Raw genomic sequence first — 23,347 nt, forward strand, 5'->3', positions numbered from 1 at the left:
TAATTTTCAAGAATGCAAAGAGGCTTTTATGATTACCTTACTATAAGCTTAAAAGGAATGGCCATGGGTGCTGCAGATGTGGTTCCCGGAGTCTCAGGCGGAACAATCGCTTTTATTTCAGGAATTTACGAAGAACTTATCTCCACCATTAGTGGAGTAAAACCTTCTTTAATTAAAACCTGGAGAACAGACGGCTTTAAAGCAATGTGGAAGGAGCTCAATGGCCCTTTTATAATCGCTCTTTTCTCAGGCATTCTTATAAGCCTCTTTACCGTAATGCGGCTGGCCAACTACCTTCTGGAAAACCATCCTATCCTTATCTGGTCTTTCTTTTTCGGGCTAGTAGTTGCCAGTGTGTGGTATGTAGGAAGCCAGATACCAAGATGGAATTTTAAAGTAACACTCTCCCTTATAATAGGAGCAGCTATTGCCTTTTATATAGTTTCTTTACCTCCTCTGGGAGCAAATACCGGGAACCTCTTTATTTTCTTTGCCGGTGCGATTGCCATTTGCGCGATGATCTTACCGGGAATTTCAGGTGCATTTATCCTGGTTTTGCTGGGAGCCTACAAAACGATAACCGAAGCTGCACACGATTTCGATTTCAAAACCCTGGGGATTTTTGCCGTGGGTGCCGTGGTAGGACTACTAAGTTTTTCTAAATTGCTAAAATGGCTTTTTGTTCATTATACAAATATCACCCTGGCGGTCCTCACAGGATTTATCGCCGGTTCCCTGAATAAAATATGGCCGTGGAAAGAAGTGCTTGAAACCGAATTTTACGGTGACAAAGAGGTCGTTTTAAAAGAGGCCTCGGTATTACCATGGAATTTTGACGGAGAGGCTAATACCCTTTACGCCATAATATTAATGTTGGTAGGCTTTCTGCTAATCTTTCTTTTGGAACGCTTTGCCAGTAAAAACCCTGAACAGGAAAATGCAACAGACTAGAACCCTTACCGATAAAGTACTGCTGGTACTTAAAGGTTTGGCTATGGGTGCCGCCAACAAAGTTCCCGGGATTTCGGGAGGCGTGGTGGCTTTTGTGGCCGGGTTCTATGAAGAATTTATTTATTCGCTTCAGAAGATTAATCTGAAGGCTTTCAAATTGCTTATTAATGGTAGGTTTAGAAGTCTGTACCAATATGTAAATGGAAGATTTCTTGGGCTGCTTATCTTAGGAATGCTCATTAGTTATTTCAGCGTTTCCAAGCTTCTGGACCTGCTCATGCTGGAATATGAACTATTTGTGTGGGCATCTTTCTTCGGGATGATTATAGGTTCTATTTACTATATCAGTATGGATTTTGAAGAATGGAGCCAGCGTAGCCTGGCTTTTGTAGCTATGGGAATAATGGCCGGTCTGGCTATTAGTTTTCTGGAACCTGCAAGGGAAAATGACAACCTATGGTTCGTATTTTTCTGCGGAATGGTGGGCGTTTCAGGGATGACCCTTCCCGGCCTCTCAGGGTCTTTCATCCTTATCTTGCTGGGAAATTATGTCCTGTTACTCGTAGATTCGGTAAATGCGCTTTATGATACTATTGCTGATCTTTTCCTGCTGGATTTCAGCTTCCTGGAAAATGCCGAAAGAATGCGTCTTTTAAAGGTAATGACCGTTTTTGCCTTGGGCTCCCTTGCGGGATTGGTGAGTTTATCACATCTCCTGGGATTTGTCCTGAAACATTATAAAAAAGACACATATGCCACCATTATTGGTTTCATTACCGGATCGCTTGGGGTGGTCTGGCCCTGGAAGGAAAAGATCTACCAAATTGGGGCCGATGGAAATATTATGATAGACAGCACCGGGAATAAGGTTCTGGATAATTACGACCGATATTTTCCTTCTTTCAGTTTTTCAGAAACCTGGCTGGCGATTTTCTTTATTATCCTGGGTGCCTTCCTTGTTCTGGGAATGGCATGGTATGAAAAGAAAAACTCTAAAATAAAATCGGTGCAATGAAGACTTACGGCCTTGTTGGAAAAAACATAGATTATTCTTTTTCAAGAACCTATTTCACCAAAAAGTTCAATAGAGAGAATATCGCTGCGGAGTACAAAAATTTTGACCTGGAGGAAATAAACCAGTTTCCTCAAATTCTACAGAACAACCCGGGAATTTCAGGTTTAAATGTTACCATTCCATACAAACAGGCTGTTATTCCATTCCTGGATAAACTATCTGCCGATGCCGAAAAAATAGGCGCTGTAAACACGATTGAAATTGAAAAAGACCAGACATTAACCGGTCATAATACCGATTTTATAGGTTTCAAGGAATCGATCCAGGCATTGCTTGAAGCACATCATAAAAAGGCTCTTATTCTTGGAACAGGCGGCGCTTCAAAAGCTGTAGCCTATACCCTGGAGGATCTTGGAATTCAGTACAAATTTGTATCAAGAAAAGCAGGAAATGATCGGCTTGATTATGCCGCGATAGATAAGAAGCTTTTACAGGAGTTTTCTATAATTGTCAATTGTACCCCGCTGGGCACTTTCCCGGCAGTAGAAAAACACCCTCCGCTCCCTTTTCAATATATTAACTCTTCCCATTTGGTTTACGATCTCATTTACAATCCCGAGAGCACTAAATTGATGGACCTTGCCCGCAAACAAGGTGCAAGGGTTTCCAATGGCCTTAAAATGCTGGAACTTCAGGCCGAAGCTGCCTGGAGAATCTGGAACTCCTAAGCCTTATTCCCACAGTTTTTAATCTGTACAAATAGGGCTAATAGTTTGTCCAATTTTAGTGGAGTTACTATCTTTCAGCCTAAATAAATTTTGACGAACCTTAACATTGAAAGATATGTCTCAAGAAGAAAATGAAAACAGAAAGGAAGAGCTTTCTAACAAAAATCTGCAAAAGCCTGAAAATAAGGAGCAGAAAGAAAGCCAGGGAAATGTAAACGAGGAGAATTCATTTTCTAAACCCGAAGAAGAGGAAAAATCTGAAGAAAAAGAATCACAGCAAAGCATTTCAGAGAAAAAAGAAAGTGAACTGGAAGATGCTATGGTAGAAGAAGCTACTTCAGGAAAATCTTCAAAAGATAAGGAGGCCGCAGATAGTTTGGAGGAGTCGCTGATTGAGGAAGATAAGGCTTCAAAGGAGAAAGAAGAACCGAAAGGCGACACAGATAAAAAAGAAGCACCCACGGATAGCAATGTAGCTGGTTCAGAAAAAGATTCAGAAGAAAATTCAGATCAGGAAGAAGAAGAAGAAGAAGAAGAAAGCGAAACCAAAACTCCAAAAGATGCCCAGGAAGATGTAGATAACGCGGTAGCCGAAGATAGTGAAGACGAAAGTGCCGGAGAGCGACACAATATTGCGCAAAAGGATTATCACTCCATGAGCAAAGAAGAGCTTGCCGACGAGTTGGAGCATCTTATAAAGACAGAAAAGGTACAGGCAATTAAAGAGCACGTTGCAGAAATTCGTACTGAATTCAATGCGAAGTTCGATGAGGAACTGGAGGAGAAAAAGGAGGATTTTCTGGCCGATGGCGGAAACATTATAGACTTCCACTACTCTACCCCATTAAAAAAGCGCTTCAATTCTCTTATTTTTGATTATAAGGAAAAGCGCAATAAATATTACCAGCAACTTAAGCAGGATCTCAATAAAAACCTGAATACCCGCCTTAAGATTATCGAGGAATTAAAAGGCCTGATTGATGTTGAAGAGAATATAAACACCACCTATAAACATTTTAAAGAACTACAGGATCGCTGGAAGGTCGCAGGACCTATCCCACGGGATCAGTACAATAATGTTTGGAACACCTACCATCACCACGTAGAGAATTTCTATGATTTCCTGCATTTAAACAGGGAATTTCGCGATATGGATTTCAAACATAACCTCGAGCAAAAACTCAAGGTTATAGATCGCGCTGAAGAGTTATTACAAGAGGCAGATGTGAACCGTGCCTTTAGGGAATTGCAGATGCTTCACAAAATGTGGAAAGAGGAGCTTGGGCCTGTCGGCAAGGAATATAGGGAGGAGATTTGGGATCGGTTTAGTACTACCACCAAAAAGATACACGACAAACGCCAGGAATATTTCAGCAAACTTGATGAAGAGTTTGAGGAAAACTGGAAGAAGAAACAGGAGATCATTGAAAAGATCAGGCTAATTGCCGAAGAGAATTATACCACTCACAATAAGTGGCAACAAAAGATCAAAGAAATTGAGGCCTTAAGGGAAGAATTCTTCAAAGCCGGGAAAGTGCCCCGCAGTAAGAATGAAGAAACCTGGAGCCAATTCAAACAGGAAGTAAGAAAATTTAACCGTAATAAGAATACTTTCTATAAAAATCTTAAAAAGCAGCAATACGACAATCTGGAGAAGAAAAAGGAACTGATCAAAATCGCTGATGACAATAAAGACAGCGACGATTTCAAGACCGTAACCCCTTTGATGAAAAAGATCCAGGCCGATTGGAAAAAGGTTGGTCATGTACCCCGCAAAGACAGCGACAAGGTATGGAAGCAATTCAAAGCAGCCTGCAACCACTATTTCGACAGATTGCACGCCAATCGCAATGAAGAAAACCAGGAAGAATTTGAAGCCTACGACAGGAAAAAGGAAATCCTCGATAAACTAAAAGCTCTTGAACTTAGCGGAGATAAAAAAGAGGATCTTCCAAAAATCAAGGAGTTGATCGCTGCATGGAGGGAAGTTGGCAGAGTTCCTCAAAACAAAAGATTTATTGAAGGAAAATTCAACAAGACGTTGGATCAGGTCTTCAATAAAATCGATATGGACAAGACTAAGGTCGAAATGATGAAGTATGAAAATAAACTCCAATCCATCAATGAAGCCGAAGATGACCGAAAGCTGCAGAACGAGCATTATTTTCTGACCAAAAAGATAGAAGAGACCAAAGCTGAGATTCGCCAGTTGGAAAATAACCTCCAGTTCTTCTCAAATGTAGATGAGGATAATCCGCTTGTACAGGAAGTTCACAAGAACATCGCCGATCATAAGGCGCAGCTTGAGGTCTGGAAAGAAAAATTACGAAAGATCAAATCGCTCTATTAAAATTTCTTCAGAATGAATTGCACTTTATGCGGTGCTGAGACCAAAGCATTCTGGAAAAGTAAAAACCGGGAATTTGTTGCCTGTACTAATTGTGGAGGCATCCAGCTTTTATCTGAATTTTATATTACAGAAGTTGCCGAGAAGGACCGGTATTTAACCCATAACAATGATGTAGAGGATCCCCGGTATCAGAAATTCGTTAGCCCGATAACAACCCGGATTTTAAATGATTTTTCAGTTACAAAAACGGGATTAGACTATGGATGTGGCACGGGCCCGGTTGTAACCACCGAATTAGAAAAACAAGGCTTTTCGGTAGCGCTTTATGATCCTTATTTCTATCCGGATAAAGGTGTTTTGAAAAACTCTTACGATTTTATTATTTGCTGTGAAGTGATGGAGCACTTCTATGATCCGGCCGGGGAATTCCGGGAGCTCTCCGATAAATTAAATCCTGGCGGAAAACTCTATTGCAAAACTTCTCTGTATTCTGAAGACATCGGCTTTGACAACTGGTATTACAAAAACGATCCCACCCACGTATTTTTCTATACAGAAAAAAGTTTGCTCTGGATAAAAGATAATTTAGGATTCAGCAAGGTAGAGATAGCACCGAAGCTGATTGTGTTTAGCAAATAATCAGAGGGATTTAGCTTCATTCCAAAAAACGTCCATTTCGGCCAAAGTCATATCTTTCAAAGCCTTATTCTGTTCTTTAGCTTTACTCTCCAGATACTGAAAGCGCTGAATAAATTTTTTATTTGTTCGCTCCAGTGCGTTCTCAGGATTAACTTTTAAAAATCTGGCATAATTGATCATCGAAAAGAGCACATCTCCGAATTCAGCTTCTATCTTCTCCTGATTATGAGCATTAACCTCGTGTTGTAATTCCCCCAATTCTTCCTGTAATTTTTCAAAAACCTGTTGTGGTTCCTCCCAGTCAAAACCAACCCCGGCTACTTTATCCTGAATTCGATTGGCTTTTACCAATGCAGGCAAAGAGCGTGGTACGCCTTCCAAAACGCTCTTTTTACCTTCCTTTAGCTTAAGATTCTCCCAGTTTCGCTTCACCTCTTCCTCATCAGCTACCTCTACATCTCCGTAAATATGGGGATGTCTGGAAATTAACTTATCGCAAATACTATTGGCTACATCGGCGATATCAAAGGCCTTCTTCTCACTTCCTATTTTCGCATAAAACACCAGGTGTAACAACACATCTCCGATTTCCTTTTTCACTTCATCCAGATCATTGTCAAGAATGGCGTCTCCGAGTTCGTAGGTTTCTTCTATGGTAAGATGTCTAAGGGATTCCATGGTCTGTTTCCGGTCCCAGGGGCATTGCTCACGCAGTTCATCCATGATGGTAAGCAATCGATCAAATGCTTTAAGTTGCTCTTCTCGGGAATTCATAGTGATATTTTGAATTTGGGTAAAAATAGAATTTTTAAACCCAATGCTCAAGCCTGAGCTGCTAAGTTCTCAGAAATTAGAGATAAAAAAAAGCGAGGCTTCTATATCACTTTCTAATTTATGTCGTATAACAGGATTCACAAAGCTTGAAGAAGTTTCTTGTTTATGAACTCTCGCTTTAAAATTTTGGTAAAAATCACAAAAACCTGAAGCTATTTTGGAATTCAACCGGAAATTTCCAGGGCTTTTCTAAAGCTAACTGCTTCTTTAGCTTTCCTTAATAGAAGAAATTTTTCTTTATCTATTTTAGGGATTTTATATTTTATCCTTAATTGATAATTAACCTCTCTTTCCTTTGCATAGAATTCGCCATTGGAAGAATCAAATCCTCCAGATGCCGTATATGCAATGCTGATTATCCTGGAGTTAAATAAACCTCTTAGTTTCAAGGCATCCCTTGTATTAAGCTTATAATGCCTAACCAGTTTCCGCAATCCGGTAATATTAAATACAACCTCTTTTTTCATAATTCCTAAATTAGTTTTTAGTAGGTATAAGACAATATTTAGATCGGGAATACATTTATTGACTAGGGCTTAACTTCCCAAAGTGGACTCTGACTCATTTATAAATTTACAAAACAATTCTCCGAAGATTAAAAAAATCGATATAAACAATTATTAAAATTTTTGTTTTGTTTTAAATGAAAAGCAATGAAAAAATACTTTTAAAAAAGTCCCTTCATTAGGGAAGCTTTATCCAAAAATTCAATCAAAAATATTTATGGACTCACCTAAATTGAAAATTTAAATTAAACCCGATGGAAATAAAATCAAATCTTGGTTGACAGGCATATCCCCAAGGATATTAATGGTGCGGACTTGGTTAAATTATTTTAATAATTCAATTAGGGCAAAAACTGGCCGATGGTCTGAAGCATATTTTTCGTCAATGACTTTGTGAGCTTTTGTCCTGAATTTTTGTTGAGGATGATTATAAGCTATAAAATCAATGGCCTTGACAGGTTCTATTACGGGTATAGTTGGCGGACAGTTACTACAGGTTAACTGAAAAGCCGATGCTAACAGATCTATAGTTTCAGAGCCTGGTACATCGTTAAAATCCCCGGCCAGGATTACAGGTTGATCCATTTCCTTCAGAATTTCAAGAACCCTCTTAATTTGCCGAATTCTACTCGGCGAGTTTTCTTTATAATCTAAATGAGTGCTGCCGAAAATAATTTCATTTCCTCCAGGTAATCTTATTTTTCCTGTAGACATCACGCGGTCTTCAGTATTTGCTTCCGGTTCATTCGGCAACTGGTAAGTACTTCCTTCCTCTATTGGAAATTTGGAAAGTATGGCATTTCCATATTCTCCTCCGTTATAATTAAGTGCCTTTGAAAAATAAAAATACATATTTAATTTCTCTGCAATCAAGGCTGCCTGATTTCCTTCTCCCGACCTTTCCATGCCGGAATCTACCTCCTGAAGCGCTACTAAATCGGCATCCTGATCTTTTATTACCCGAACAATCGCATCTATATCGATAGAATCAGGTTGTGAAGGAGGATTGGCGTGATGAATATTATAGGACATAACTTTTATTTCCTCTAAAAGCCTGATTGTATCACTTATTTTAGGTTGAGCAGAAGTGGAACTAGTCAGAAAAAATGTGCTGAGAAGCAATAGCATATTTTGAAGATTCAGCATTCTGGCAAACATTGAGATTTGATTATATTGAGTTTTGTAGCTTAATTTTGAAAACTTTGATCTATTTAACTGGAATTATTAGCACCTCCAAGTTAATTAATTATCAGCACGGATTTTATTCAAAATCCAGGTATTTTTCCATAGGTTATATAATAACTCAAATTTACCTTATAACTCGAAACTTCAATAGTTAAGCATTCCGACTTTAGTAAGCGCAGGGCCTCTTCCCGTTTTATAACCCTGTTTATTTCAAAGCACCAATTATCGAGAGATGTAAAAAAACAAGAAAGCTGCCCCATAAATGAGACAGGTTCTTTTTATTCTCAGAATTGCCGGGCAGCAATGATATAGAAGATTTCAGCCCCCTGATATTTATTTTTTTGTTGCTCTAACTACCACAAAAGAACCTTCTCCCGTTCCTTCTTTAGGTTCTTCGGTTTTTTGAATTTTTTCCAAATCTTCAAAAAGAGTTTGTGAAAACACCGGATTTTTAAACCCGGAGGCTTTTAATAAGTCTTCAACTTCTGATGTTAAATAAAATCGTGCATTTTTATAAAAAGTACTTCTTCCTTTCTTCTCCTCATATTCAACCCCGATTTTACTTCCCTTATCGATAAAGGCTATAATTACGTGCCCGCCTCTTTTTATAACCCTGTTAGCTTCCTTTAGGGCTTTGGGAAAACTTTCCAGGTGGCAAATGGTAACAAACAAAACAAAATCAAAATGTAAATCTTTGTAAGGCAGATGTTCGGCCGTAGCTTTTACCACTTCCAAACCTTTATCTAAGGCGAGATTGCGCATGCTCGTGGCCGGCTCTACCCCTTCTTTAATTCCCAATGCTTTGGCATACCTGCCAGACCCCATTCCTACTTCAATTCCCAGAATATTTTCCGGTAATTCCTGAAAATGCCTTCTAATAGCAAGAATCTCCGATTCAAATACCGCCGGAAATCGATCAAACCAAGCCTCGTATTCTGCTACATTTTTTTCAAAAGCTTCTGTATTGGCCATTATTTTATAGATTAAAAGTTATTTTTTTTCTCAAACATTCTAATTAAAGATATGAAGTTCTGTTCCTTTAATAAATGATTTTTATCAATTCAGGCCATTGCACTATTTCCCCTGGCGTCGAACAGGAAGTTTTTAATGAAGACGTTCGGCATATTTTTGTGCCAGGTCAAGAAAATTTTGAGCACGTTTTTTCCATTTTGGATCGTTTTTATAACGCTCTTCTTTAATATGCCAAATCGCAAAACGCGTTCTTTGGCTTGCCTGTATACTTTTATAAAAATTGATGAGAGAATCCTGAACTTCATCTTCGGTTATTTCCCGGTAAATTTGAAAAAATAATTCTCCCAACTTTTCGTTTCCTAACAATTCACATTCAATAGCCAGAAACGATAATTCTTCGGCTGTGTCAAGAATTCTTAGATCCTTATTAAATTCCAAGCAATCTATTATTAAAGGCTCCTTTTTTAGGCATACATGTTCCGGTTTAAGATCGCCATGAGCTTCAATAACTTTCCCTTTCAACACTCTTTCTTTAAAAACTGCAGCCTCTTTTTTAAGATAAGCATATTGCAGGGAAAAAATTTCTTCTAATTGTTCCTGAGACAAATCAAAATCAGGATCTAATAATTCCTTTTGATTAGCCCTTATCTTCTCTTTTATCTTTTTAAGGTATTTCTCAGGATTTTCTTCGGCCGCAGTACTGCTTTTATAAAACTCAGAAAGTTTACTTATAGCTTTATTTAAATATTTTTCATTTAAGCTATTATTTTTTAAAGCGAAATCCAACATCTGCTCTTCATCCAGGCGTTTCATCTTCACAAGCCAGTCTACAGCCTTTCCTGTTCCACCTAAGTCTAATTTTCCCTCTGTAGTTAAACTTAGGGGTAGCACCTCCAGATAAATTTCTTCTGCAAGCCTTTTATTGAGGCGCAATTCCTCCATACAATTGAAGCGTCTGGCTTCCAATGTCCTGAAATCGGCCAAATCATACTTAACCGGCTTTTTCATTTTATAAACATGCTGCGCGGTAAGAAAAAGAAAAGACATGTGGGTTTCCTTCATTTGGAAATCTTCAGTGTTTTCTTCATAATTATCCCTATCCTTCAGAAAATCAACTTTTCTAGAAGTACTTACCTCACCCGCTCCGGTATTTTGCTTTTTAATCATCTTTTAGAAGGTCTACAAGTGAACCGCCGGTATGAATTCTTTTAATGGCTTCAGCAAAGAGTGGAGCCACCTCTATAACCTTTATCTTTTGTTGCAATTTTTTATTTGATAATTGCAACGGAATAGAATCGGAAACGACAATTTCCTCAATGGCATCATCGATTAAAATTTCACTGGCCTGGCTGGAAAATGAGGCATGAGTAGCAGCGGCATAAACTGAATGAGCTCCTAATTTAAGGCAAGCCTTAGCAGCTCTAAGCATGGTACTGCCTGATGCGATGAGGTCATCAATAATAATCACATTTTTCCCTTTTACATCGCCTACTATAGTTTCCCCGCTTATAATACCTTTGCTCCGCATTTTTTCCATGATGATTAACGACAGGGTTTTTCCTGAATTCTTTTCTAAAACTTTCCTGAATTCATCTGCTCTTTTTACCCCTCCAAAATCAGGAGACATTACGGCAATTTCTTTATCCCTGAGTTTTTCCAGGAAATAGCCTGCAAAAATATTTTTGGCTTCCAGGTGCTCGGTTATGCACCGGAAAGCATTCTGAAAGGCCTGAAGATTATGCACATCTATATTTACAATCCTATCTATCCCCACGGCCTCAAATAATTGAGCTACATAACGAATTGTAACAGGATCACGAGCTTTGGTTCTTCGGTCTTTTCGGGCATAGCATAAATACGGCACAACTACACTTATACTATTGGCAGAAGCATCTTTTACCGCACCTACAAAAAACAATAACCGGCAAAGCACATCATTAACACTTCCATGGCTCCCACCATGCAAGGATTGAATAATAAAAACATCCTGGTTCCTTACATTTTCAAGGGGCCTGCTTTTATGCTCCCCATCTTCAAATTCCCGCTCTTCATGCTCTGAAAGCACAATATCTAATTCCCTGCCAATATTTTCTCCAAATTCCCGGCTATTCTCAAGGGCGAATACTAACATATTTTCTTTGCTTTTGAGTTGGAAGGAAATTCCTGAAATATATAATTCAGAAATAGCCTTTTCCTAAAAATACTCCACTTAGATATAAATTACAATGAGAAAAATCATTGTAATTTTTGATGACCCGGAAGAAGTCATGAGTTCCCTGGCGAATCTCAATAGGTTTACCGATGAGGAGCTGGAAGATGAGAGTGTTTGAATACGAAGGTGGAGGGATGAAGTTAGCACTAGTGAATTCGTGAATTGGGGCTTCGATAGCCTTCCGGAGGGGAATTGGTTTACATTAATTTTCAATTTCCACTTATCAAATTAATGTAAACTATACCATCCTTTAAATCTCACCACTTAGCTCAAAACAAGTTTAACTTTGCTATGGCCCAGGTATGGAGTAAATATGGAGTATCCATAGGGTATCTATGGAGTATCTACGACATACAAGTAGATTTGAACCGTCCTGAATTAACTATACAGGTTAATATTTAAATCCTGATATAATTATACTCTCTTATTTAATCCTGAAAGGGCACTACAATTATTTAGGAGGCCATTTAATATTCTGTTGATAGATTCTTTCAGGAATTCTGACTGAGGAGGAAATTGAGATTGTTGAGGGGAATTTGAGGTAAGAGATTATTGTAATCCCTGGGAAAATAGAGTCTAAAGAAATACTTAGTAGATTATATAACGAGTTAGCTGTAATTAAAATTTTCTAGTTTATTTATTACATGAAAAAAATGATAAGATTAATAAGAACTCTTTACTCGCTGGTATAATAGGAACAATAATATTTATTTACCTATTGCAACCAATATTAGAATTCTTTCCTTTGTTATAAAATCTATATCATCAAGTCTATACGACAGAATATTTGAAGAAATAGCAATGGGAAACTGACCATAGTTTCACTTTAATGATGCTAATTAATTCAATTTTTTTAGGACTTCTGTCTGGAGTAATTTATTTTTTGATGAAAATAAAAAAGAACTAATAATTTCAGATTTTTCTCAAATGAAAAACTACGAAGATTTTAAAATAATTAATGAATACGTTGACCAAGTTATTTCAGAGAATAACTTATCTACTCCAGATACTAATTCTCACATATTTTAACTACAGCTAACAACGATTCATCCCAAATAGCGGGTTTTATCCAAAAAGTGTAATTTTAAAAAACCAGGAAAGAAAATAACTAAACCGACAAATCCGCGTCCCCTACTCCGCCAACTTGTGTTATGCGCAGCGGTTGTATAAAAAATCTCCAACAATATCCCGGTAAAACCATAAAGAGTAAAAGTTAAAAAATTGTGAAAATGTGTTAATATATTCTTATATTTAAATCCTTAATTATCAAACTCCCATTTTTTAATGTTTAAAAATTTATTTAAGGTAATCACATTGTTAATAATTTGGCTCCCATTTTTTTCATGCTCTAAAGAAGATAAGCCCAAAGAAAATCGACCTCCGGGGGAATTTAAAATCGAATCGATCCAATACGAAAATCAAAATTATACTGTTAATTGGACTAGCCCATCTGATCCTGACGACGATTTAATAACCTTTGATATTTATATAGATAACGAAAAGATTGTTTCTAAAACAATAAATCAATCTATTGATGGCATTTTACCTTACAATTCAACTCATTCCGGAAGAATCATTGCTACAGATAGCCATGGTGGAAATTCAGAAACTAATTTTACCCTGGAAATGCCCACTAGTGAAATCTTATTCTTTGCAGATATAGAGGCCAACTTTTATGCATTTGATATCAGAACTAGGGAAGTTCTATGGACTGACAAAATGAATGCCCAATTAAGACAACTACACTCAACAATTGGTGACCAGATTTTTATTAATTATGAAGATCTTAGTTCTCAAGATATTCTTACAGGAGAAATCAAATGGAAAAAAGAATCAACATTTCATATTCAATACGATAGTTGGAATATATCAACGGATGGAAATGCAATATATAGAAAACTGCATGATAATGGTGCAGAAAGACTTGATCCTGAAACCGGTGAAATTAAATGGTCTGTTTCAGTTTTGGAGAGTAAGGGCCCTATGGGTTTTGATGATAAGAATGTATATCTGATTGACAGAAATGCCCCAGATTTAAAAGTATATGATAAAGTTTCTGGAGAGCGTAAATGGTCTTTTGTTATTCCTTACGAGATCGATGAATTTGGAGAACAATTTGGGCATACTCCTATAATTCATGAAAATAAAATATACTTAAGATCTACCTCCGGATTCTTATATGTTTTATCTAATGAGAGCGGAGAACTTCTTTGGAAAAAAAGGCTAACTAGTCATATTTCCAATTATCACGGAAATGAATCTGTTCCAATTCTTAATGATAATGATTTATTTATTGTGGCATTGGATAAAATTTATTCTTTAGATAAAGACACAGGAAATACAAACTGGGTAAGAAACCTTGGAACAAGGGTTTATTCAAGTCCTTTCCTATATCAAAACCATATTTATTTCAGTAGCGATGAAAATCTTTTTTGTTTAAATGCATCCACAGGTGAAATAAAATGGACCAGGAATATGCCAACTTTTTTACAAATTTCACCTATTGTTTATGAAAACATAATCTATACTGGTGGAAATGGATTTTATTATGCGCTAAATACTAACGATGGAAGTGATGTTTGGCGTCACCCAATTGATACTTATTCGGTTACCAGTCCTACCCTGGTTATTGGTGAATCTGAAGAAGTAATTTATCCATCACTTAACCCATCCACAAATTAGAAATGAAAAAATTTACATTTAATTTTATTTTAATCCTTCTTACATTATCAATTTTCTCTTGTAATAAAAGCGATGATTCCCAAGAGCCAAAAATATTAAGTAATGAAAACCAGATATTGGATTTCCAATTGCCATTTGACGGAACTTATATTTCTGGAGAAATAGATGAAAATTCTAAAACAATTTCCTTTAATACCGAGGGGCAAAATCTGGAACAGTTAACTCCTAAAATCATTTATTCCGATAAAGCCAGTATTAGTCCCGCTGAAAATTTACCACAAGATTTTTCTTCAGAGGTTGCATATACGGTTTATGCTGAAAGCGGAGTTACGGAGGTGTACAGAATACAGGTAAATAACAGACCACTTTCATCTGAAAAGAAAATTCTTTCTTTCAATGTGAATGTTAACGGTACTGTTAAGCAAGCAGAGATTAATCATGACAAGCATGAAATTTATCTGGATGCCGGTGATTTCATAAATAGCATTGATCCTGAAATCACTGTTTCAGAGTATGCATCATGGGAATTGACTGATGAAAATCCTGATTATTCTAAACCTGTGAAGTTTAGAGTGAATGCGGAAGATGAAACATCCGTTATCTATGAATTTCATGCTAATAAACCAGAATTTGGAATGGTAAGAAGCATGGTAGAAAGATTACTTTTCTATCCAGGTGCCAATATTCAAATTTCGGGAAAATTTATAGATCTCAGAGAGGCTGATGAATTTTATCTAATAAATGAAGATGGATCGAAAATATTTCCTGAAATAATCTCGGAAGAGTCCTTCTATTATGAAGAGGAGCATATTAGGTATTACTCAGCAACCTTAAAAATACCGTACTCTGCTTCTACAGACGTTTATAAATTAGTCGTCAAGATTAGATCCTATAGGGTAGAATTTGATGGAATTGATATTCTCGGGGAAAATGTTCCTAGGGTTTCTTCCACCGATAAGAATGAGTATGAATTGAACGATACATTGATATTATATGGAGAGAATTTGAAGCCTTATATTATGATTCCTCATGATGGCAGCCATTATCTAATCTTCGATACGGGCTCAGGTCTTGTTAACATAGATGTTAATGAATCGCAGACAGAATTGCGGTTTGTGTTGGATTATCGCTGGGATCATTTTTTCTGGCCAAGAAATGTCTCGAAAAAAGTTTATCTGATGGATGAAGATCGTAGAGTTGGGGAGAGTATTGAAGTCATTTTTAAATAATTTTTTTATATATCGCTCCTATATTCCACAACGCTTAATCGCCAATAGCCGGCAGCCTTAGAAAGAAAATAATTAACTTGACCAACAAACCGGGTCTAAGCCGCCATCCCGATAGCTATCGGGAGCGTTCCCTACTCCACCAACTGACGGTAATCCAGCCCGTTGGCGGCAAATAAAATAATTTTTATGACAAAAAACATTTTTATTTTATTGCTTCTGATTTCTTTTAAAATTAAAGCACAGACAAAAGTATATACAGTAGATAATGAGGAGCTAATTACTGAAACTGAGTTAGACAAAAGGCTTGATAAAATGCAAAAGTTGATGAATAGAACTTCTAAGAAAACAAAATTCGTCAATCCTACTATTCTGGATTCTACTATCACTAACGATACTATAACTTATTACGTAAAGTTTTTTGTCGAGGAAAAAAAGAAAAATCTTGCGATTAAAGAACAAGCACTAGCCTCATACATTAATAAAAAACTATTACAATTTGAATTAGAGAATCTAAATGGAAAAAAAGTAACTCTTGAAGACTTTAATGATAAACCAACTTTTATAAATTTTTGGTTTATTAATTGCCCTCCCTGTATAAAAGAATTACCTCTATTACAAAGTCTTCAAAAAGAGTACAAAAATGATTTTAATTTTATTGCGATTACTTTTGACTCCAAAGAAAAGGTTTTAAGGTTTCTTGAGCATAGGGAGTTCGATTTTAACCATCTTATAAATGCCAAGAATTATATTGATGAACTCGGTATTTCAATGTATCCGGTATCAATCTATCTTGATAAACAAGGAATAGTGAGATATTCAGATGAAAGCTATAAGATTGGCAATCCTAAGGATTTAGAAATAATTAAAAATAAGATCATTAATAAATTATCATCACTAAATTAACTGTTGCCAAAAAAAACCGTGTCTCATAAGTCTGCGCCACTTGTTTTTATTCGAGACCTTTTGCAATAATTAAAAATGAGATTACAAACAAAATGAAAAAAATCACCCTACTTATTTTAAGCATCGTATTTCTTATATGAAAAGTGGTTATAAAATTCTGTGAACTGACCACTCTCTTTTTGAATAATCTCTAAAAATCCAGAACTATTTCAGGTTTCCGGAAAGAGGGAAAATATTAGAAGAGTTGTAGTAGCCAGATTTAATACTTTATACTATCGCATAAATAATGATTCAGTAGAAATATTATCCTTCTTTTCTAACAGACAAGATTCTGACAAAATAAGGCTTTAAGAAAACCGCCGCATAATCGATGGGACGACCGGTCTGGGTCCAGGATTTGATGTCTTATTTTGACTGACACACTTCTCTAAAGTAACAAACCGATTTCTATCTTTTTAATGACAGAAAATAAAAGAATAAAAAAGCCATGGCCCACTAAAGATGCCATGGCGCAGATCTATGAAAACAACCTATGGGGCGGTGATGAATCTGAATATTACTCTGGTTTAGGCTCACATCATCCTGAAACGGTCAATCCATATATAGCTGTAGTATCCGATTTTTTAAGAGATTTTGAAACTCCACTGGTAGTTTGTGATCTGGGGTGCGGGGATTTTAATATTGGTAAAGAACTGGTAAAGTATTCCAAAAAGTTTATCGCACTAGACATAGTTCCGGATCTTATAGCGCATAACAAACAAGCATTCAAAACAGATCATTTAGAATTTCAAGTTCTGGATATAGCAATGGATGAATTGCCTGCGGGAGATTGCGCGATTTTAAGACAGGTTTTACAGCATTTATCTAATGCGGAAATAAAAAGTGTAGTAGAAAAATTATATGATTTCAAATATGTAGTTCTAACCGAGCATTTACCGGAAGGGGATTTTCTACCCAATAAGGATATTATCTCCGGACAGGGAATCAGACTAAAAAAACAGAGTGGCGTAAATCTTTCCGCATCACCGTTTAACTTCAAGGTTAAAGAAGAAAAACACTTATTATCTGTTCCATCTCCCGGTTTTAAAGGAGTTTTAGTAACTACATTGTATAAGCTAAGATAAAACCGACAGAGGTTTTAGAGCATATTCTAAAGATCACAAACCTCTCTGAAATATTCATAGATCATCACCATCGCCAAAGTATCCAGCTCGCAGTAGCGAAGCAGGGCTTTGTTGATGGCTTCTCTTTCGGCGGCGGAAAGATCGGGGAACTGTAGTTTCTGGTAGGCAAAAAGGGCTGCTCCCCCATCGGCTATTTCGGGAATACTTTCCGTGATCTGTTCCAGCTTATCACTGTCCCAATTGTCAAACACAGGAGGTAAAGCTTTGTAGGGACTCACGGCTTTTCCGTTTTCCAGTCTGAGAAAGATATGTTCCGGGTCAAAGTTTCTGCTGCTCACTTTAGTTTCCGCCAGAGGCTTTTGATACTTCTCCTGCAGATATTCACTCGACTGCAGCACCGCGGGCAAAACAGCTTTAATGGAATTGGAACCATTGGTAATAGGATCGTAATAATATTTGACCACCGTTTGCTGCAGGTCGATCATATCCCTCTCCCCTTCCCAGGAATTTGCATTTTTACCGGTATTATGACTGATACTTTCAATGAAAGCTAACAGCTCTTCCCTATCCGGTTCCGTAGAATTCCGAAGTTGATTATAGATCATATTCACTATGGTGTTCTCATGATTGTGATACCTGAAAATACTCCCATCATTCCCTCCCAGTGACTTCTTCAGGGCGCGGAAAAAATCGAAATTTGGATATTCTCCCGGCCCGGTATTCAGGTATTCATTAAAATGCTCTACCCTGCCATCTTCATGAACTATATGATGACTGAACTGGAAAGCCAGCTGCTCATAAGGCCTCATCCCTTTAAAGAAGGGAAGAGCCACCGCGGTAGTTTCAAAATCGATGAAATTTAAGGGGAACTTCCAGGAATTCAGTTCTGCTCTCAGGTTTTCCAGGTCAAAATAAGGAGTGTTATCATTTTGTAGTGTTTTCTCGATTTGCAGCCATTGACGTTCAGATCGGCTTAGTTTCCCGGCTTCCGGTTTTATGGTGAAATCTTCTTCAGAGATCTCCTTCATAAAATATTTTCCTTCCTCCAAAAGTTTTCTTGCCGGATTGTACCAGACATCATAGACCTTGGGTTCATCGATTTCAGCAAGCGGAAGCTTGAGTTCTTCTGCCCAGCATTCGTGGAACCCGCTTTTCTTTTCTGAAGCCTGTTCCGCTTTAAACTCACAGCCCTTGCAATGGGCTCCTATCCCTAAAAATATCTTGTTGTCCTCGCGATAATTCTCCCGGTATAGGTTTATCATTTCTTCAAAACCCAAGCTCTCATCTATTGGATTCTCCTCGAGGATTAGTTTGACTTCAGCATTTATATCAACCTCACAGAGAATAGAATCTCCCAGGTCTTCTTGGGTAAGTCCTTCTTTCTTTTCGATTCCGGTGCGCAGGTTGGAGTCTGCCACTACTTTAAAACATTGGTGGAGTCCGTCGACCGTGGTAACAGCATCCTTATCGACCAGCTTCAGGAAGCTTGAGATCTGCCATTCGGGATAACAGGATTGCATCACATATTTCTGAAAAGCAACATCATAGAGGTAGTGGTCCATCCCACCTTTTAGTTTATTCCCTTTTGAATTGAGGTAAGAACCATGCCCCTCCCCTGACACAGATTTTGCCTTTACCTCCAGCAGCCGTACTTTATTCCCTTTTTTAACCAGGATGTCTACCCGGATGAAAAGTCCGTTGATCAAGAAAGCCGATTCAAATATAGTGACCTCCTCGCGGGTCAAAAGGTTTCGGGTTTCATCAGCCAGTTTCTGATAATCGTAATCATCACCAAGGAGTGCAATCCCACCGGGATGCTCCATTCGTGCCAGTTCTTCTACCTGGAATCCGCCCTGGGCGAGTTGCTCCAGGAAGCTATCGGCCTCGGCAGCGTTTTCATATTCCGGTTTCCGGGTGTAGTAGAGTTTGGTAGGACAATCGAGGGCGAGTTTAAATCGAGATTTGGTGAGGTAACGGGGAGATTTCAATAGATAAGTTGTTTTGGGTTTCTAAAATACGATTTAATATAGTAGGTGCCTTGTAAGCCCTTAACCTTTAAAATGTAAAGTGATTACCCCCCCTGCTCTGCTCTGTTTTTGAGCTTTTGAATTTTATACCTGACAGAACCTGTTTCCCCCAGTCTTATCAGCCTAAGCAATAATTGTATCCTGGGTTTATGGTTTGTGATGATATCAGCAACCTTTACGACTGCAATATCTCTTTCCATTATACATTCTTCATAGGTCTTTTCTCCCGGTTTATGCAGAACCTGGGCGAACCTCCAGGCCCCATCCCGGGCCAGTTTCATACTAAAATCTGTCATCAGGTTATCCAGCTGACCGGTGTGTTTTAATATATAACGCAAGGGTGGCCAGATAGTGGCCAAATTATGTTGGACCTCTTCCACAAGATTCGCCAGGATCCTGTTAATTCTATAAAAATCATCACCTAATTCCTCAATACTTCTTCCTTCGGAAACTTTTGCAGCAGCGATTCCCAGGTCAAGGTTTATATGAGCATTCATTCCTATTAATAAATGCTGAAAAGTAATAGGCCAGAAATCAGAAGCGAGCTCAAAGGCCCGCTGCCACGATTTTGATACCGGTAAGTTTTCCTTATAATTATAATAGGCGTCGATATACCTTTCCGCAAAGACCACATCCAGTTTCTCCATCCTCTTAGGGTCCTCGAAATAACCAGTTTCCAATCCCTCTTTTACCTTCCAGGTTACCCGATGATATAATACCGCGAAATACCCCAGTACGCTATTCTCTTTTTCTGTTTCCTCTATGATCTCGCTTAGGCTTTCTAATACCTGATCTATATTTTGCATAAAAAAACCGATTCGGTTGAACCCCAAAAATAGGATTAATCTGAATTTAAAACGTTGGCCATGTTTTCACGACTGTCCTTATCAAAAATTCCAGTGACCGCCAGATCCATATTAGTGGCCTGGAATTCCTTAAGTGCTCTTTCAGTCATAGGTCCAAATTTACCATCAGAGGTTCCGCAATCGAAATCCAGGATTTTCAAAGCATCCTGCAGATATACCACATCCTCACCGGTATCTCCCCTCTTCAGTATTTTCTTACTAAAACTTATTTTAGTTGTCGGCACCAGTCTTCTGAACCCCAGTAACTTATTGGTTGGATAGGCAGTTAGGTCTCAGAACTCCGAAAGATCGTTTAGAACAAAGTTCTTCTTTGTCATAACTACTGCTTTTCGGAATTGGTTATTCTTTTCAATTCTTCCTGCAATGGCTTTCTAACATTCTTTTCAAAAATATCTGGATATTTACTTAATTTTTGATTTATATTCGAAAAAGGGCTATCAGGAACCAAATCGTTTAACCGCTTTTTTAGATCAATAAAATTCAGATTGGACATAGCGAAAAGTATTTCCTGACTAAGCTATTTCAAAAAAATACATATAGAAAGGGGAAAATACCCCTTTTTTTCTTCTGGTATTTAAAAGTAACTTGGTAAAAAAAGAGAGAATGGCCAATAGGTTTATAGAAAATTCCCGGGTCCAGGATTTAAAATTACAGGCTCAGGAAATAAAAAAATCAGGGAAATTTTTTTCGGATGTTGTAGATGACCAGGGTAACCAATATGTAGACCTTGTACAGGAAGGTGGTGGGGTTTTGGGTATAGCCCTTGTTGGTTACACCTATATCCTTGAAAATGCAGGAATTCGTTTTTACAGCCTTGCAGGTACCTCAGCAGGTTCAATCAATACCATCTTAATGGCGGGAATAGGAAAACCCGGCGAACCTACCGCTGAGAAAATAATAGAAATTATCGGGGAAAAGAACTTTTTTGATTTTGTTGACGGGGCATCCGGTATAAAAAAGCTCATACAGAAAAAGATAGAAAATAGAGGCAGTATCTTCTGGAATGTCATATGGAATGCTTCAAAGATCTTTAAGCTTTTAAAATATAAATTGGGGATTAATCCTGGAGATCATTTTGAAGAATGGCTTACACAATCATTGGAGAAATACGGCATTCATAATTTTTCTGACCTGGACTCTCGACGAACCCAAATTCCAAAGCTAAAGAATTTACGTAATTCCGATTATGAATTTAAAAAACCTGGCTTAGCCATTATTACCTCTGAGATATCTACTCATAGTAAAGTAGAGTTCCCGAAGATGAGGGAACTCTACTGGGCAGATACAGAGAATCTTCAGCCTGCAAAATTTGTACGCGCTTCCATGTCAATACCTTTCTTTTTCTATCCCTTTACGGTAAAGAATATTCCAAATGCCGGAGAGAATAAAGTAGTCAAATGGGAGGAACATGTAAGTTACAGCGGTCCTGTGCCCCAGGAAGTCAGGTTTGTCGATGGAGGTATGTTATCCAACTTCCCCATTAATACTTTCCACATTCCCCATGGTATACCTTCACGGCCCACCTTTGGGGTCAGACTAAGTACCTTTAGAGAGTCCTATTCAACAACAGACAACACTTTTGGGTATTGCGGTGCTATGATAAGCACCATGCGGCAAATACATGATTATGATTTTATACTTAAAAATCCTGACTACAAAAAGTTAATCTGCCGTATTGATGCGGATGAAGAATATAACTGGCTCAACTTTGGAATGTCTGATGAGAGGCAATTAGAGCTATTTATCCTGGGTGCGCAAAAAGCCCTTGAATTTTTAGAATCATTTGACTGGGAAGCTTATAAGAAAATTAGAGCAAAGCCCTGATTTTTGCAGTTTTCCACAAATTACTTCATTTGGGGAGTGACCATCGCTACCAAATTATCTATGGAAGAAGCAGCTTTCCAGTTTCCGGGATGTTTTTCGAATTTAATATAATCTGAGCTTAGGTTATTGGCGGAAAGCTCCATCCTGCATAAAATAATCATCTGAAGCCTTAATTAATCCCGGGACAGAGTATATTTACACCACTAAATTACACCTTGTCTTAACCGCCTCTTATCTCCTTTTTCTTTTTCGTTTCTGCCAGATAAAAAAGCCTGATACCGATAAAAACGGACCGGAGAGTCCAATCAGGCAATACAGGATCTTCATAGGCAGACCACCAAATTCTGCATAATGCAAAGGCATTACCGTGCTGGCGAGTTTATCTGAAAATGAAGCTTCTGCAACCTTCTTTACTGAACTGATCTCAGCGTTGCGATAATCCAACCGGATATAATTATAAAACTCACTGTAAAAAAAAGCATCTCCTGAAAATTTGCCAAAAACAGTAATGTCAGCATCTTTATTAAGAGGGAGTCGGATATAAGTCGGAGTGAAATCGGGGAAATCTTCTTTTAATTCTTCAAGACTATTCTTTATGGAGATCTCCACCTGTGGTCCGGAAGGTGCCGGCAGCGGGTTTAATCCTGACTGCGCTACCGCATAGGCAAGTACTATTCCTGTAATCACCAGCACGAGATTCAGCAATAATGACCAAACTCCTACATAGCGATGAAGGGAAGAATAGAAATTCCGGCTATTTTTGCGGTTCAGTTTGACCCGGAAAGCAAAGGTTTTAAAAATTGACTTTCGATAAAGAATGATCCCGCTAAGCAGAGAAAGGAAAAAGATAATGCCAAATAGTAACACCAGAATTCGTCCAATGGCTCCGGCGTGAAGGGAGTAATGCAATTTTAAAAGCCAGGAGGTGAAATGGGTGTTGGCATTAGTTTCTTTCTGTATCTCACCGGTATCGGGCGCCACAAAAACATATCGCCTTTCTTTTTGATTTCTCAAGTCAAAGACCAGCACTTCTCCCGCTTCAAACTGCTTTAATCGTGTATCCCAACCCGGATAAACCTTCTGCACATTTTCCACAGCTAAATCCAATTGCTGTGTTCCCGAAAACTTCTGTTGAAGTTGGTCTTTGAAAAACCAGGAGTCCAGTTGCTTATGAAACACCAGTATGCTCCCGGAAAGGCCCATCAACAACAAGAAAAGTCCGGCGATAAGGCCGAACCAGGAATGGTATTTCAGTAGTGTTCTGTTTTTCATATAAAAAAACTGCAGCCATCCCTCGATG

General features: G+C 37.9%; 21 protein-coding genes. 10 read left to right on the forward strand and 11 right to left on the reverse strand.

Features of this window, described 5'->3' with window-relative positions:
* Positions 1 to 12: 12 nt before the first annotated feature.
* The 5 genes from BM266_RS12890 to BM266_RS12910 all read left to right on the forward strand — a co-directional run bounded on the left by BM266_RS12890 (position 13) and on the right by BM266_RS12910 (position 5,683).
* Positions 13 to 951 carry a polyprenyl-phosphate transporter gene (locus BM266_RS12890; RefSeq protein WP_093410426.1) on the forward strand — a complete coding sequence of 313 codons (939 nt, stop codon included), beginning with the start codon at positions 13 to 15 and terminating at the stop codon, positions 949 to 951.
* Positions 938 to 1,966, forward strand: coding sequence for a DUF368 domain-containing protein (locus BM266_RS12895; protein ID WP_093410429.1), 1,029 nt, complete (start codon positions 938 to 940; stop codon positions 1,964 to 1,966). The genes BM266_RS12890 and BM266_RS12895 overlap by 14 nt, the downstream gene beginning before the upstream one ends.
* Positions 1,963 to 2,694 (forward strand): shikimate dehydrogenase family protein, encoded by a 732-nt coding sequence (locus BM266_RS12900; RefSeq protein ID WP_093410431.1) that lies wholly within the window; start codon positions 1,963 to 1,965, stop codon positions 2,692 to 2,694. Before BM266_RS12895 ends, BM266_RS12900 begins: the two co-directional genes overlap by 4 nt.
* A gap of 115 nt (positions 2,695 to 2,809) precedes the next feature.
* Complete coding sequence (locus BM266_RS12905; RefSeq protein WP_093410433.1) at positions 2,810 to 5,044, forward strand: DUF349 domain-containing protein; 2,235 nt, start codon at positions 2,810 to 2,812, stop codon at positions 5,042 to 5,044.
* A 12-nt stretch (positions 5,045 to 5,056) separates the two neighbouring features.
* Complete coding sequence (locus BM266_RS12910) at positions 5,057 to 5,683, forward strand: class I SAM-dependent methyltransferase (protein WP_093410435.1); 627 nt, start codon at positions 5,057 to 5,059, stop codon at positions 5,681 to 5,683.
* Here BM266_RS12910 and mazG read toward each other — a convergent pair whose 3' ends face one another.
* From mazG to BM266_RS12940, 6 genes are all read right to left on the reverse strand, one after another.
* Positions 5,684 to 6,457 (reverse strand): nucleoside triphosphate pyrophosphohydrolase, encoded by a 774-nt coding sequence (mazG, locus tag BM266_RS12915; protein WP_093410483.1) that lies wholly within the window; start codon positions 6,455 to 6,457, stop codon positions 5,684 to 5,686.
* Between the two features lie 224 nt (positions 6,458 to 6,681).
* On the reverse strand, positions 6,682 to 6,984 hold the full coding sequence (locus BM266_RS12920; protein ID WP_093410437.1) for a hypothetical protein: 303 nt from the start codon (positions 6,982 to 6,984) through the stop codon (positions 6,682 to 6,684).
* A 363-nt stretch (positions 6,985 to 7,347) separates the two neighbouring features.
* On the reverse strand, positions 7,348 to 8,181 hold the full coding sequence (locus BM266_RS12925) for an endonuclease/exonuclease/phosphatase family protein (protein ID WP_217648160.1): 834 nt from the start codon (positions 8,179 to 8,181) through the stop codon (positions 7,348 to 7,350).
* A 360-nt stretch (positions 8,182 to 8,541) separates the two neighbouring features.
* Entirely contained in the window at positions 8,542 to 9,180 is a 639-nt protein-coding gene (locus BM266_RS12930) for a class I SAM-dependent methyltransferase (RefSeq protein ID WP_093410439.1), read from the reverse strand.
* A gap of 132 nt (positions 9,181 to 9,312) precedes the next feature.
* Entirely contained in the window at positions 9,313 to 10,347 is a 1,035-nt protein-coding gene (locus BM266_RS12935) for a hypothetical protein (RefSeq protein ID WP_093410441.1), read from the reverse strand.
* Positions 10,340 to 11,311 carry a ribose-phosphate diphosphokinase gene (locus tag BM266_RS12940; protein WP_093410443.1) on the reverse strand — a complete coding sequence of 324 codons (972 nt, stop codon included), beginning with the start codon at positions 11,309 to 11,311 and terminating at the stop codon, positions 10,340 to 10,342. The genes BM266_RS12935 and BM266_RS12940 overlap by 8 nt, the downstream gene beginning before the upstream one ends.
* A 1,365-nt stretch (positions 11,312 to 12,676) precedes the next feature.
* Between BM266_RS12940 and BM266_RS12945 the strand changes: the two genes are divergently transcribed.
* From BM266_RS12945 to BM266_RS12965, 4 genes are all read left to right on the forward strand, one after another.
* The gene (locus BM266_RS12945; RefSeq protein WP_093410445.1) at positions 12,677 to 14,074 is read left to right on the forward strand and encodes an outer membrane protein assembly factor BamB family protein; all 1,398 of its coding nucleotides are present in this window, start codon (positions 12,677 to 12,679) and stop codon (positions 14,072 to 14,074) included.
* Positions 14,075 to 14,076: 2 nt separating this feature from the next.
* Positions 14,077 to 15,303 (forward strand): DUF5018 domain-containing protein, encoded by a 1,227-nt coding sequence (locus tag BM266_RS12950; protein ID WP_093410447.1) that lies wholly within the window; start codon positions 14,077 to 14,079, stop codon positions 15,301 to 15,303.
* 186 nt (positions 15,304 to 15,489) lie between these two features.
* Positions 15,490 to 16,206, forward strand: a complete 717-nt coding sequence (locus BM266_RS12955) for a TlpA family protein disulfide reductase (protein WP_093410449.1) — start codon at positions 15,490 to 15,492, stop codon at positions 16,204 to 16,206.
* Between the two features lie 458 nt (positions 16,207 to 16,664).
* The gene (locus BM266_RS12965; protein WP_093410451.1) at positions 16,665 to 17,330 is read left to right on the forward strand and encodes a class I SAM-dependent methyltransferase; all 666 of its coding nucleotides are present in this window, start codon (positions 16,665 to 16,667) and stop codon (positions 17,328 to 17,330) included.
* A gap of 26 nt (positions 17,331 to 17,356) precedes the next feature.
* Here the strand turns inward: BM266_RS12965 and BM266_RS12970 are convergent, their stop codons facing one another.
* The 3 genes from BM266_RS12970 to BM266_RS12980 all read right to left on the reverse strand — a co-directional run bounded on the left by BM266_RS12970 (position 17,357) and on the right by BM266_RS12980 (position 20,447).
* Positions 17,357 to 19,318, reverse strand: coding sequence for a DUF2779 domain-containing protein (locus BM266_RS12970; protein ID WP_093410453.1), 1,962 nt, complete (start codon positions 19,316 to 19,318; stop codon positions 17,357 to 17,359).
* Between the two features lie 83 nt (positions 19,319 to 19,401).
* A complete protein-coding gene (locus BM266_RS12975) occupies positions 19,402 to 20,163 on the reverse strand; it encodes a DUF5995 family protein (RefSeq protein ID WP_093410455.1) in 762 nt (253 codons plus the stop codon).
* Between the two features lie 35 nt (positions 20,164 to 20,198).
* Positions 20,199 to 20,447, reverse strand: a complete 249-nt coding sequence (locus tag BM266_RS12980; RefSeq protein WP_175494809.1) for a peptidoglycan-binding domain-containing protein — start codon at positions 20,445 to 20,447, stop codon at positions 20,199 to 20,201.
* Positions 20,448 to 20,826: 379 nt separating this feature from the next.
* Here BM266_RS12980 and BM266_RS12985 point away from each other — a divergent pair, with 379 nt between their 5' ends.
* Positions 20,827 to 22,047 (forward strand): patatin-like phospholipase family protein, encoded by a 1,221-nt coding sequence (locus BM266_RS12985; RefSeq protein ID WP_093410459.1) that lies wholly within the window; start codon positions 20,827 to 20,829, stop codon positions 22,045 to 22,047.
* A 20-nt stretch (positions 22,048 to 22,067) separates the two neighbouring features.
* On the opposite strand, the gene BM266_RS17140 is transcribed toward BM266_RS12985, so the two are convergent.
* On the reverse strand, positions 22,068 to 22,208 hold the full coding sequence (locus tag BM266_RS17140) for a hypothetical protein (protein ID WP_175494810.1): 141 nt from the start codon (positions 22,206 to 22,208) through the stop codon (positions 22,068 to 22,070).
* Positions 22,209 to 22,278: 70 nt separating this feature from the next.
* Positions 22,279 to 23,319, reverse strand: a complete 1,041-nt coding sequence (locus BM266_RS12990) for a PepSY-associated TM helix domain-containing protein (protein ID WP_093410461.1) — start codon at positions 23,317 to 23,319, stop codon at positions 22,279 to 22,281.
* Between the last annotated feature and the right edge of the window lie 28 nt (positions 23,320 to 23,347).

This window comes from Salegentibacter flavus (assembly GCF_900115145.1).
GTDB classification, from domain to species: Bacteria; Bacteroidota; Bacteroidia; order Flavobacteriales; family Flavobacteriaceae; genus Salegentibacter; species Salegentibacter flavus.